At 67.9% G+C, this 12,326-nt stretch carries 14 protein-coding genes; 4 read left to right on the plus strand and 10 right to left on the minus strand.

Annotated features, from left to right (window positions below; genetic code table 11):
* Positions 1-65 precede the first annotated feature (65 nt).
* The 3 genes from KHP16_RS07870 to mltG all read right to left on the minus strand — a co-directional run bounded on the left by KHP16_RS07870 (position 66) and on the right by mltG (position 2,853).
* Positions 66-1,085: a DNA polymerase III subunit delta' gene (locus tag KHP16_RS07870; RefSeq protein WP_211959902.1), complete on the minus strand. Its 1,020-nt coding sequence runs from the start codon at positions 1,083-1,085 to the stop codon at positions 66-68.
* Between the two features lie 123 nt (positions 1,086-1,208).
* Positions 1,209-1,850: a dTMP kinase gene (gene tmk / locus KHP16_RS07875; RefSeq protein ID WP_109580957.1), complete on the minus strand. Its 642-nt coding sequence runs from the start codon at positions 1,848-1,850 to the stop codon at positions 1,209-1,211.
* A gap of 7 nt (positions 1,851-1,857) precedes the next feature.
* Complete coding sequence (mltG, locus tag KHP16_RS07880; protein WP_109582646.1) at positions 1,858-2,853, minus strand: endolytic transglycosylase MltG; 996 nt, start codon at positions 2,851-2,853, stop codon at positions 1,858-1,860.
* 234 nt (positions 2,854-3,087) lie between these two features.
* Between mltG and ygfZ the strand changes: the two genes are divergently transcribed.
* Genes ygfZ through KHP16_RS07895 form a run of 3 tightly spaced genes read left to right on the plus strand, consistent with a single transcriptional unit; the run spans position 3,088 to position 5,352 of the window.
* Positions 3,088-4,086: a CAF17-like 4Fe-4S cluster assembly/insertion protein YgfZ gene (ygfZ, locus tag KHP16_RS07885; RefSeq protein ID WP_211959903.1), complete on the plus strand. Its 999-nt coding sequence runs from the start codon at positions 3,088-3,090 to the stop codon at positions 4,084-4,086.
* A gap of 31 nt (positions 4,087-4,117) precedes the next feature.
* Positions 4,118-4,408 (plus strand): DUF4936 family protein, encoded by a 291-nt coding sequence (locus tag KHP16_RS07890; protein WP_109580955.1) that lies wholly within the window; start codon positions 4,118-4,120, stop codon positions 4,406-4,408.
* Positions 4,409-4,449: 41 nt separating this feature from the next.
* Complete coding sequence (locus KHP16_RS07895) at positions 4,450-5,352, plus strand: NRDE family protein (protein ID WP_115952374.1); 903 nt, start codon at positions 4,450-4,452, stop codon at positions 5,350-5,352.
* Between the two features lie 52 nt (positions 5,353-5,404).
* On the opposite strand, the gene KHP16_RS07900 is transcribed toward KHP16_RS07895, so the two are convergent.
* On the minus strand, positions 5,405-5,830 hold the full coding sequence (locus KHP16_RS07900; RefSeq protein WP_211960017.1) for a GNAT family N-acetyltransferase: 426 nt from the start codon (positions 5,828-5,830) through the stop codon (positions 5,405-5,407).
* Between the two features lie 91 nt (positions 5,831-5,921).
* Here KHP16_RS07900 and otnI point away from each other — a divergent pair, with 91 nt between their 5' ends.
* Complete coding sequence (gene otnI / locus KHP16_RS07905) at positions 5,922-6,710, plus strand: 2-oxo-tetronate isomerase (RefSeq protein WP_179593460.1); 789 nt, start codon at positions 5,922-5,924, stop codon at positions 6,708-6,710.
* 40 nt (positions 6,711-6,750) lie between these two features.
* Here the strand turns inward: otnI and KHP16_RS07910 are convergent, their stop codons facing one another.
* The 6 genes from KHP16_RS07910 to KHP16_RS07935 all read right to left on the minus strand — a co-directional run bounded on the left by KHP16_RS07910 (position 6,751) and on the right by KHP16_RS07935 (position 12,316).
* Complete coding sequence (locus KHP16_RS07910) at positions 6,751-7,767, minus strand: Bug family tripartite tricarboxylate transporter substrate binding protein (RefSeq protein WP_244835680.1); 1,017 nt, start codon at positions 7,765-7,767, stop codon at positions 6,751-6,753.
* An 81-nt stretch (positions 7,768-7,848) separates the two neighbouring features.
* Entirely contained in the window at positions 7,849-8,691 is an 843-nt protein-coding gene (locus KHP16_RS07915) for an amidohydrolase family protein (RefSeq protein WP_211959904.1), read from the minus strand.
* Positions 8,688-9,611, minus strand: coding sequence for an SMP-30/gluconolactonase/LRE family protein (locus KHP16_RS07920; protein WP_115952886.1), 924 nt, complete (start codon positions 9,609-9,611; stop codon positions 8,688-8,690). The genes KHP16_RS07915 and KHP16_RS07920 overlap by 4 nt, the downstream gene beginning before the upstream one ends.
* On the minus strand, positions 9,611-10,594 hold the full coding sequence (locus KHP16_RS07925) for a Bug family tripartite tricarboxylate transporter substrate binding protein (RefSeq protein WP_375153778.1): 984 nt from the start codon (positions 10,592-10,594) through the stop codon (positions 9,611-9,613). The genes KHP16_RS07920 and KHP16_RS07925 overlap by 1 nt, the downstream gene beginning before the upstream one ends.
* A gap of 82 nt (positions 10,595-10,676) precedes the next feature.
* Entirely contained in the window at positions 10,677-11,621 is a 945-nt protein-coding gene (locus tag KHP16_RS07930; RefSeq protein WP_211959905.1) for a hydroxyacid dehydrogenase, read from the minus strand.
* A complete protein-coding gene (locus tag KHP16_RS07935) occupies positions 11,618-12,316 on the minus strand; it encodes an RraA family protein (protein WP_109580949.1) in 699 nt (232 codons plus the stop codon). Before KHP16_RS07935 ends, KHP16_RS07930 begins: the two co-directional genes overlap by 4 nt.
* Positions 12,317-12,326: the final 10 nt, after the last annotated feature.

Below are 12,326 nucleotides of genomic sequence, written 5' to 3' on the forward strand. Positions count from 1 at the left end.
GTTGCGACTGATGTTGCGACCGATGTTGCGACTGATGTTGCGACTGATTTGCGATCTGCCAGACCCTACCGGAACAACTGCCGGTAGTCGAGAAACACGGACTCCATCACGAGGCGCGCGGCCAGCGGGTGATTCTCGTTGCGGCGATGGCTCACGAGCCGGGCCGCAAAACCCTGTAACCGGTGCGCGTCGGTCGCCTGCGCGCAGCGCGCCAGCGCGGCACGCTCCTTCGGAAAATAGCGCGCGCCCTGCCGGCCGCTCACGTCGAGCTGCGATGCCAGCAAATCGTACGTCCAGCGCTGCAGGATGCCAAGCACGGCGGGCACCGGAAGCTTCTGGAGTTGATCTGCCGCAGACAGCGCGTCGAACGCGCCGCCGGCGGCGAGCTGCCCGACGAGCCACCGTTGCAACGGCTGCTCCTCGGCCTCGGCGGCATGCAGCGCCGTCAGCGGGGAACCGCCCGCCAGCGCGAGCTGCGCCTCCGCGTCGGCCACGCCCTGGCTGCCAAGCCAGGCCAGCGCCTGTTCGTGCGTGGGCCGCGTGACGCCGAACTGGCGGCAGCGCGACAGGATCGTCGGCAGCACACGGTCGAGCCGGTCCGTCACGAGCAGGAACACCGTCGACGGCGGCGGCTCCTCGAGCGTCTTCAGCAGCGCGTTCGCGCCCTCCGTCTGCAGGGCATCGAGCGGATAGACCACGACGACGCGCAGGCCCGCGCGGTGCGTGCCGACGCCCACCGCCTCGATCAGCGCGCGGACCTGCTCCATGCGGATGATCTTGCTGGGCGCCTTCTTCTTGCTGCCGCTCTCCGCCTCCGCGTCGCCGTCCGCGCCGCCTTCGAGCGCCTCCGGCCGGACCACCGTGAAATCGGGATGGTTGCCCTGGCCGAACCAGTGGCACGCGCCGCAGGTCCCGCAGGGCTGGCCATCGGCCCGCGGCGTCTCGCAGAGCAGCCCCTGCGCGAAATGCAGCGCGAGGTCACGCTTGCCGATGCCCTGCTGCCCGTGCAGCAGCAACGCATGGGGCAGCCTGTCGCGTAACGCGGCAAGCCGTTGCCAGTTTTCTCGTTGCCAGGGATAAAGCATTGCGGTTCAGTGGGTTAGCGAGGTTTCCTCATGCGCCGTGCCACGATGCCACGGCCCCCAGGGTCCTCACGGCGAGGGAAGCAGCATCGGCCAACATCACAGCGACAATATACGCGTTCCAAATCAACGCGTTGCGACAAATTCCGCAACAATGTTCTCAAGCTCGTCACGGATCGCCTCGATCGTCCGCGTGGCGTCGATCACGCGGAACCGGCCGGGAGACTGCGCGGCACGGCGCAGGTACTCCGCGCGGGTCCGTTCGAAGAAGGCGCGCGACTCGGCCTCGAACTTGTCCGGGGCCCGCGCGCCCGCCAGGCGCTCGCTCGCCGTTTCCAGCGGCACGTCGAACAGCAGCGTCAGGTCCGGCTGCAGGTCGCCCTGCACCCATTGCTCCAGCGCTTCGAGCCGTGCCGTCGGCAGGCCGCGCCCCCCGCCCTGATAGGCGAACGTGGCGTCCGTGAAGCGATCGGAGATGACCCAATCCCCGCGCGCCAGCGCGGGCGCGATGACCTCGGCAATATGCTCGCGGCGCGCCGCGAACATCAGCAAGGCCTCGGTTTCGAGGTCCATCTTGCGATGCAGGAGCAGCGCGCGGAGGTCCTCGCCAAGCGGCGTGCCGCCCGGCTCGCGGGTGGTGACCACCGGCGTGGCATCGGGCCGCGCGCGCAGGCGCTGTGCGACCCAGTCGATATGGGTACTCTTGCCCGCGCCGTCGATGCCCTCGAAGGTAATGAATTTTCCGCGTGGCGGATGCGTGTCGCGCATGGACGTGTCATTTGCCGCGCTGGTACTTGTCGACCGCGCGATTGTGTTCGGGTAAGGAAGTGGAGAAATGGCTGCTGCCGTCGCCGCGCGCCACGAAATACAGCGCATCCGACGGGGCCGGCGCCGTGGCCGCGGCCAGCGAGGCCAGTCCCGGCAGCGCGATCGGCGTCGGCGGCAGGCCGGCGCGCGTGTACGTATTGTACGGGGTGTCGGTCTGCAGGTCGCGCTTCCGCAGGTTGCCGTCGAACTTCTCGCCCACGCCATAGATCACGGTCGGGTCCGTCTGCAGCATCATGTTCTTGCGCAGCCGGTTGACGAACACCGCGGCGATCATCGGCCGCTCGGCCGCCTGCCCCGTTTCCTTCTCGACGATCGACGCCATGACCAGCGCCTCGTACGGCGTCTTGTACGGCAGGTCCGGCGACCTCGCATTCCAGGCGTCGTTCAGCCGCTTCTGCATGGCCCGGTAAGCATGGCGGTAGAGCTCGACATCGCTGCTGCCGCGCGCGAACAGGTAGGTGTCCGGAAAGAACAGCCCCTCGGGCGAGGTCTCCTCCGCGCCGATGGCCTTCATCAGGTCCGCGTCGGACATGCCGGCCGTGTCGTGCTTCAGCGCCGGATTGGCATCGACGGCCGCCCGCATCTTGCGGAATTCCCATCCCTCAATGACGGTGACCACATAGTGCGTGACCTCGCCGCGCGCCAGCTTGTCCAGCACGTCGAGCGGCGTCACCCCCGACTCGAACTGGTAGCCGCCCGCCTTGAGGCTCGTGGCCTGTCCCGTTACCCGGGCCAGCGCGACGAACAGGCGCCCGTCGATGGGTACGCCGCCGCGCTGGACCTGCCGGCCGACGCTGACGACGCTGGAATTCGGCTTGATGACGACCTCGACCGGCGAGGTCGCCAGCGTCAACGGCTGGTGGGCCCACCACGCAAAGCCGCCCGCGGCGGCCAGCGCCACGACGACCAGCAGTCCGAGCAGGCGCAGAAGAAAGCGTTTCAGTTTGACGATCAATTTCATTCGGTATCCGGGCGCGCCATGTCCCTACCGTCGGGTCGGATACGAGCCGGACCGGCCGACATGGCGCAAGCCCCATATAATACCGGGAGCCCCGAGGCCTCACGCGTCCATCACGCCACATCGCCCCGCCTTGCCGCGGGCAACACCGTCCCCATATGCGGGGAGCGCCGGATTTCTTATTCCTATCGTCCTTATCCCTCGCCTTACCGCCAACGCATGACAGCCCACACCTCTTCGTCTCTCTCGTCCAGTGTGGACGCCCTGCGCGCCACGGGCATCGTGGCGCCCATCGCCGGACTCGGCCTGATCCGCGTCAGCGGCGACGATGCCGCGACGTTCCTGCACGCGCAGCTGACCAATGCCACGGAAGATCTTTCGCCCGCCGACGCCCGGCTGGCCGGTTACTGCTCGCCCAAGGGGCGGCTGCAGGCAAGTTTCCTGACCTGGCGCGATGCGGAAGGCATCGTGCTGCAGCTGTCCGCCGATATCCAGCCCGCGATCCAGAAGCGCCTGACCATGTTCGTGCTGCGCGCGAAGGCGAAGCTGGCCGACGTGTCCGCGGCCTATCGCCTGCTGGGCGTGGCCGGACCGAAGGCTGCCGAGGCACTGGCCGCCGCCGGCCTGCCCGCTCCGCAGGCGCCGCTCACGGCGGCCGCCGCCGATGGCGCGACCGTGATCCGGCTGCCGGATGGCGACGCGCAGCCCCGCTGGCAGGTGGCCGTGCCCGCCGCGCGCGCGGATGCCGTGCAGGCCGCGCTGGCCGCCACCCTCGCGACGGCCGATGCGGAAACATGGGACTGGCTCGATATCGCGGCGGGCCTGCCGCGTATCGTCACCGCGACACAGGAACAATTCGTGCCGCAGATGATCAACTTCGAGTTGATCGGCGGCGTGAATTTCCGCAAGGGTTGCTACCCCGGTCAGGAAGTCGTGGCGCGCAGCCAGTATCGCGGCACGCTCAAGCGCCGCATGTGGCGCGTGCATGGCGAAGGCGCGGCGCCCGCGCCGGCCACCGAGATCTATCGTCCCGACGAGGCCGAACAGCCGTGCGGCATGATCGTCAATGCAACCGTGTCGCCCGAGGGGGGCTGGGATGGCCTGGCCGAACTGAAAATCGACGCGGCGTCCGGCGAGATGCGTCTGGGCGCGGCCGGGGGCACGCCCGTGGTCACGCGTGCGCTGCCGTACGAAGTGCCCCTGCCGAACGAGGCGTAAGTCAACGCGTCATGTGCATGGGAGGCACGGTATGAGCGATCATTTGTTCGTGTATTTCCGCGTGGCGGACGACTATGCCACGGAGGCACTGCCGCGCTGGCATCGCTGGATGGAGACCGTGGCCGAGGCGACGGGGATTGGTGGTACGCTGATGCGCAGGCCCGAGACGCGGGATGGCCTGCAGACGTGGATGGAGTGTTATGCGGATGTCCCGCCCGCATTCGATGCAACGCTCGACGGCCTGTGGCGTCAAAGCGGACTCGACGGGTGTATTCGCGGCGATCGCCGCGCCGAGCGTTTCATCGATCTGGACATCCTGTAGTACCGCCGCAGCAAAGACGTATAGGAAGCAAAGGAAGCGATATGTGCCTGATTCTGGTCGCATGGCAATCTCACCCGGACTATGCCCTGGTGGTTGCCGGCAACCGCGACGAGTTCTACGCGCGCCCGGCCGCGCCCGCGCACTGGTGGCAGGATGCCCCCCATGTGCTGGGCGGACGCGACCTGGCCGAGGTGATCGGCGACGCGGGCACATGGATGGGCATCGCGAGCGGCGGCGATGTCGGCAGTCATCGCCGTGGGTTATCGCCCGCCGCGCGTCCGCGCATGTCGCGCGACCTGCCGCATGGCGGCGCGCGATTCGCCGCGCTCACCAACTACCGCGCGCCGTCCGAGAAGCGCGTGGATACCCGCTCGCGCGGCGAGCTGGTGTCGCGATTCCTGCGCGGCGAGCAATCGCCCGAGGATTATCTGGAGGCGCTGTCGCAGGCCAACGGCATGTACAACGGCTTCAACCTGCTCGCCAGCGACATGGAAGAACTCTGGTGGTACAGCAACCGTTCGCCGTCGCGCCAGCCGCAGCGGCTGGACCCGGGCCTGTATGGCCTCTCGAATGCGCTGCTGGATACGCCGTGGCCCAAGGTGCGGAGCCGCGTGGGCGCATTATGCGAAGTGCTGGCGGCCGACCGCGGTGACGGCAGCGCGAGCGTCGAGCCCTATCTCCAGATGCTGGCCGACGATCATCGCGCGCTCGACTCCGAGCTGCCGTCGACGGGCGTGTCGTTCGAATGGGAGAAGGTGCTGTCTTCCGCGTTCATCCGCTCGCCGAGCTACGGCACGCGCGCCAGTACGGTATTGCGGGTGCGGCACGATGGCCGCTTTGACTTCAGCGAGCGCAGCTTCGGCGCCGAAGGTCAGGTCGGCGAGGTCAGCTATCGCGGCCAGCTCGGTGTGGCGCGCGACACGGACGTGCCAGCCTCGCGCTGAGACGGCGTTCATTCACGCCCTCGATCAAGCCAGCGTTCTCAGGCCAGCGTTCTCAGGCCAACGTCTTTCGCATCTCGACGTGCGGAATGCCCGCATCGTCGAACTCTCCCCCTACCTGTACGAAACCCGCGCGCGCATAGAACGGCGCCGCGTGGGTCTGCGCATTGAGCGCGAGCTCCCGGTACCCAAGCTCGGCGGCCTTGGCCATCAGCGCCTGGAGCACCTTGAAGCCGATGCCCGTGCCGCGCGCCGAAGCCAGCACGGCCATGCGTCCGATATGGCCGTCCGGCAGCAGGCGGCCCGTGGCCACCGCGGTGCCGTCCGCCCGCAGCGCCAGCGCATGCCAGCATTGTTCGTCCCATTCGTCGAGTTCGAGTTCTTGCGGGACACGCTGTTCCTCCACGAACACGGTAAATCGGATCGCGCTCGCGCGTTCGCGGGCTTCGGACCAGGGGCAGATGACGACGGTAATGGACATGACGGCGGTGAGAATCGATACGAGGCGGAAACGAGGCGTCATGATAGTAGAATCGCCCGATCGATACGATGGCTGATACAAGGAGACAGACATGCCGCGCTTCGCCGCGAACCTCTCGATGATGTACAACGAGCACGGTTTCCTGGACCGCTTTGCCGCCGCCGCCGCGGATGGCTTCCAGGCCGTCGAGTATCTCTTTCCGTTCGAGCATGCCGCGTCGGAGATTCGCAAGCGGCTCGACGACAACGGCCTTGTGCAGGCCTTGTTCAACGCGCCCCCGGGCGACTGGGCCGCGGGCGAACGCGGCACGGCCGCGCTGCCCGGACGCGAGGCGGAGTTTCGGGAAGGCTTTGTGAAGGCGCTCGAGTATGCGTCGGTCATCGGCAACGATCGCGTGCACGTGATGGCGGGCATCGTCCCGGCGGACGCGGACGCCGCGCGCTGCCGCGCGGTCTACCTCGAGAACCTCGCCTATGCGGCGGCATCCGCGGCCGCGCATGGCATCACCGTGCTGATGGAACCGATCAACACGCGCGACATGCCGGGCTACTTCCTGAGCCGTCAGGACGACGCGCACACGATCCGCCAGCAGGTCGGCGCGGCGAACCTCCTCGTGCAGTTCGACTGCTACCACTGCCAGATCATGGAGGGCGACCTCGCGGTCAAGCTCAAGCGCGACTTCGCGGGCATCGGCCACATCCAGATCGCGGGTGTGCCCGAGCGGCACGAGCCGGATCTCGGCGAACTCAACTATCCGTACCTCTTCGACGTGATCGACGGGCTCGGCTATGCGGGCTGGATCGGCTGCGAGTACCGTCCGCGCGCGGGCACGTCGGCGGGACTCGGCTGGCTCAAGCCTTATCTGACCGAGCGCGTCTGATCGCCGGCCGGCGAGGGTCGATCGTCACGCCTCGGCAGACTCAATCCAGCGTGATGTTCGCCGCCTTCCCCACACGGCTCCATTTGGCGATGTCGGCCTTCTGGATCTCGGCCAGCCGCTCCGGCGCGCCGCCGGCGATCTTGATGCCGAGCCTGGCGAGCTGGGCCTTGACCTCCGGCTCCTGCAACGCGCGATTGATCTCCGCGTTCAGCCGCTGCACGATGGCGGGCGGCGTGCCGGCGGGCGCGAAGACGCCCTGCCAATGCTCGGCCTCGAAGTTGGCGACGCCCGCTTCCGCGATGGTCTGCACGTTCGGCAGCGTCGGCACGCGCGCCGGCGCCACGACGGCCAGGGCGCGCAGCTTGCCGCCCTGCACATGGGGCAGGATCGGCGCCGTGGGCGCGAACATAAAGTCCACATGTCCCGCCATCACGTCCTGGATGGCTGGCACATCGCCCTTGTAGGGCACATGCGTCATGCGCACGTTCTCCTGCTGCTGCAGCAGCTCGGACGACATCTGCAGGATGGTCCCGTTGCCACCCGACGCGTAGCTGATCGTGCCGGGCCTGGCGCGGGCCGCGTTCAGCAGGTCCTTCAGCGTCTTGTACGGGCTGTTCGGCGCGACGACGATCACGCTCGGAATCGTGCCCACCAGCACCACGGGCGCGAACCCCTTGACCGCGTCGTAAGGCAGCTTCGGATTCAGCGCGGGGTTGATCGCGTGGGACGCCGTGGAGGCGCCAAGCAGCGTATAGCCATCGGCCGGGGCCCGCGCGACGAAGGCCGAGCCGATGGCGCCCGTGGCGCCGGGCCGGTTCTCGACCACGATGGTCGTGCCCAGCGACTGCCCGACCTTCTGCGCGATAAGGCGCGCGAGGATGTCCGTGGTGCCGCCCGCCGGATACGGCACGATGTAGTTGATGACCTTGCCGGCCGGCCAGTCGGTCTGCGCGTGCGCCACGCCGGTCCCGAGTACCGCCACGCTCAGGCAGAGCGACGTGGCGAGGCGGCGCATGCCGCCAAAGCGTGCGCCCATGAAAAATCGCGATACAGACATCTTGTCTCCAATCGTAGTCGTTGTCGTAGTCGTTGTCGTAGTCGTTGTCGTAGTCGTTGCCGTAGTGGCTGTTGTCGTTGTTCAGGTATTGCCGTACAGCGCCTGCGGATTCCCCACGAGGACCCGATACGCGGTGTCGGCCGAGCAGGCCGAGCAGCACCATGCGAGAAAGGTTTGCAGGACCGACGCATCGTCGACGGCTTCGCCGCCTCTCGCCCGCACGGTCGGATGCGGCCAGTCCGATCCCCACACCATGCGTTCCGGCGCGAGCTGCAGATAGCGCGCCGCGAGCGGCTGCATGTCGCCGTAGTGCGGTGCGCCTTCGAGCGATTCGATATACGGTCCCGACAGCTTCACCCACGCCTTGCCCGCCGACACGAGGTCAGCGATCACGCGGTAGGCGTGCTCCCCCGCGCGCTGCCCGATCGGCAGATGGCCGTAGTGGTCGAACACCATCGGCACCGGCAGCGCGGACAGCATGCCCGCCGCGTCGGGCAGCCACTCGGGCGGCAGATTGAGTTGCACGTGCCAGCCATGGCCGGCAATGCGCTTTGCGAGCGCGGGCAGATCGTCGAGCGATACCGGCGCGGGCAGCGTCAGATTGAAGCGAATGCCGCGCACGCCCGCCGCATGCAGACGCGCGAGCTCGGCATCCGGCACATCGGCCCCCACCACCGCGACGCCGCGCGCGCCATCCCCATAGGCGGCGATCGCGTCGACGGTACTGCTGTTGTCGGTGCCGTACGTCGATGGGGTCACAACGACCACGCACGACGTGCCGAGCACGCGCTGGACGCGCAGGTAGTCGTCCGTCGTCGCATCGGCGGGACGCAGCGTCGCCCCCGGCGCGACCGGATAGCGGCTGTGATAGATGTGCGTATGACAGTCCCATGCGCCGGCAAAGGACAGCACCGGCCCGGTCATGCGCCCCGCCCCGCATGCACGGGCGCGCCGCCGACGGACATTTCCGCGGAAAGGATGGCGCCGGTCGTCGACTCCGTCATCAGCAGCGTCTTGCCCTCGGCGCCGCCGAAGCACAGGTTCGTCAGCGAAGCGCCCACCGGCGTGCGGATGACCTCGACCGGTTCGGCGCGATGGTTGAGCACCCACACATACCCGAGCCCCGGATTGGCGACGAGCAGGAAACCGTCGGCGCGCATGGCAAGGCCGTCGGGACCGCTCGGGCCATACGAGGTAAAGAACTGGCCGACCTTGCTCACCGACCCGTCGGGCTGGAGCGGCACGCGCCAGACGCAGTTGCCGCGCGTCATGGCGACGTAGAGCACTTTCTCGTCCGGCGACAGCACGAGGCCGTTCGGGCTGGGCGCGTTGTCGATGAGCACGTCGAGCTTGCCGCCCGGCGAAAGACGATACACGCGGCCCGTCGGATCGTGCATGCCCGACTGCCCCTGATCGGTGAAGTACAGGTTGCCCGCCGAGTCGAACGTGAGGTCATTGACGCCACGGAAGCGCTCCGAGTTCCGGCGCTCGAGGAACGGCGTGACGACGCCGGTCGTCGCGTCGAGACGCATCAGGCCATTGCGATAGTCCGTGATGAGAAAGCTGCCATCGGCCATGCGCTTCATGCCGTTGGGCTCGCCATCGAACGTGGCGATCAATTCCCAGTCGCCGCGCATCGAAACACGGAACACGCGGCCATAGGGAACGTCGGTGACCCAGAGATGGCCGTCCGCCCACACGGGGCCTTCGAGGAAGGACTCCACCGACACGCCGCCGCGATTGGCGATCGCCCACGCATTGTCGGTATCGTGCCGGCGGAATGCGTCGGGCAGGCGCGTGAGTACCGTCGCATCGCGCACGGCAGGTTGTTGCAGTAGCAGCATCATTGCTTCTCGATATTGGCCTTTGACGCGACGGTCGCCCATTGCGCCGTTTCGCGCTGGATCAGCTGCGCAAACCCCGCGCTGTCCAGATTGCCGGGCTGCGAGCCCATCTGTGCGAGGAACTGCGTCATGTCCGGCGACTGCAACGCCTTGTGGATTTCCGCCTGCAGGCGCGCGACGATGTCCGTCGGCGTGCCCTTCGGCGCCGCCATGCCCGACCAGTTGAACAGATTGAAGCCGGGCACCCCGGCCTCCGCGAACGTCGGCACGCTGGGGAACACGTCGACACGCTTGCTGCCGCTGATGCCAAGCAGACGCATCTGGTTACCCTTGACGGGCGCGAGCGCCGTGGGCGTGGAGACCACGAGCAGATCGACATTGCCGCCGAGCAGGCCGATCATCGCCTCGCCCGCGCCCTTGTAGGGCACGTGCATCAGCCGGATGCCGGCGGCCTGCTGGAACGCTTCCGCCGCGAAATGCGGCGAACTGCCCGGACCGCCGGAGCCGAACGTCACTTCCCCGGGATGCGCCTTCGCATAAGCGATGAGCGACGCGAGGTCCTTGAAGCGGGAATCCGCCTTGACGCCGACGACCACGGGCGAGAACGCGAACGGGGCGATCGGCACGAGCGCATTCTGGTGATCCCAGTTGAGCTTGCGGAACACATAGGGCAGTGTGGTGTAGGAATTGTCGTTGGCCAGCAGCGTGTAGCCATCGGCCGCGGCGTTGACGACCTGCGTCGTGCCGATCGTGCCCGATGCGCCGGGCTTGTTCTCGACCACGAAGCTCTGCCCCATCTGCATCGTGAGCTTCTGCGCGATCTTGCGCGTCACGACGTCGACGGCCCCGCCGGGCGGGTTCGGGACCACGATCCGGACGGGCTTGTCCGGGTAGGCCGCGGCCGCGGGCGCAACCACCGAGAGGCCGGCGGCAGCCATGACCGCCATGGCGGCCACCTTCCATGCAAACATGCGATGCAACATTTTTTGTCTCCGTACGACCGTCGGCGCGATACGCGGCGGAACGGACATTGCCGCCCGGCCGCGCTGCCTGTTATCGGTCCTGCTATGCCGCCGCGCGGGCGGCCTCCAACACCTTCAGCACGTTCTGCGCCGCGCCCACGCCCATGTTCACGTAGGCCGCGTCGCTGACGCCGCCGATATGCGGCGACAGGATCAGGTTCGGGATTTCCTGGAACGCGTGCGGCACCGGCATCGGCTCCACCGCGAAACTATCCAGCCCCGCCGCGTGCAGCTTGCCGTTGGTCAGCGCCTCCGCGAGCGCGGGCTCGTCGATCAGGCCGCCGCGCGCCGTGTTCACGAGGATGGCGCCGTCCTTGAACTGCGCCAGCGTCTCGCGGTTGATCATGCCGCGGTTGTCGTCGGTCAGCGGGCAATGCAGCGAGACCACATCGGCTTCACGATAGATCCGCGCGAGGTCCGGGACGAGCGTCACGCCATCGGGCGCCGTCTTCGCATACGGATCGAACGCGAGCACGCGCATGCCGAACGCCACGCCCACGGCCGCCGCGCGCCGGCCGATCTCGCCGAGCCCCACGACGCCGAGCGTGCGGCCACCGAGTTCGATCGACTTGTGCGTCGACTTGTCCCAATGGCCCGCGCGCATGCGGTCGTCGAGGTGCGGCACCGCCTTCGCGCAAGCCAGGATCAGCGCCCACGCGTGCTCGGCCACGGCCGCCGCGTTGGCGCCCACCGCCGCCTTCACCGCGATGCCGCGTTCGGCCGCGGCCTGCTGGTCGATGACGTCGATGCCGCTGCCATGTTTCGAGATCACCTTGAGCGATGGCGCCGCATCCATGATCGCGGCATTGATCTTGCCGTAGCGCACGATGATCGCGACCGGATCCTTCTCCTTCGCCATGGCGAGCACGGTCTCTTCGCTGCATTGCTTGCCCGCGAAGGACACGTCGAAGTCCTTCAGCAGCGCGAGCGCCTCCGGCGCGAGATCGTTGCCCGTGACGAGCAAGGCGGGCTTCTTCTGCGTGCTCACAGCGTCTCCCCTTCGGCCAGCACGCCCGCGGCGCGCAGCTCTTTGTCCAGCCAGCCCGGACGCAGTTCGCCAGCCTTGATCGCGGCGATGCGCTTCGCTTCGGCGTCGACCTTCTTCTGCGCGAGTTCGAGAATGGCTGGGACATCTTCACGCGGAATCACCACGACGCCATCGGCATCGCCCACGATCAGGTCGCCCGGGTTCACGGCCACGCCGGCCACCGAAGCGGGCCAGTTGACGAGACCGCCAATCGCCTTGGTCGGACCGCACGGGTTCGTGCCCGCCGAAAACACCGGGAAGGACCCATGCGCGAGTTCATGCGAATCGCGCACGGCCGCATCGATCACGAAGCCGGCGACACCGGAGGCCTGCGCCTGCGTGGCCATGATCTCGCCGCACAGCGCGGCGGTCTGGTCGCCCTTGCCATCGACCACGATCACGTCGCCGGGCTGCGCGATGGCCAGCGCAACGTGGAACATCAGGTTGTCGCCGGGACGCACTTCGACGGTCAATGCGGGACCGCACACCTTCATGTCGCGGGACAGGCCCTGCACGCGGCCGTTCAGCGTGCCGCGGCGCCCCACCACGTCGGCGAGGATAGCGGCCTGGAACTTCGCGGCGCGCTCGACGAGTTCGGGCGACACGCGTTGATACTCGCGGCGAATGGCGGGCGATGCCTTGGCTTGGGTGCTCATATACGACTCC

Origin of the sequence: Cupriavidus plantarum (assembly GCF_905397285.1) — a bacterium.
GTDB lineage: Bacteria > Pseudomonadota > Gammaproteobacteria > Burkholderiales > Burkholderiaceae > Cupriavidus > Cupriavidus plantarum.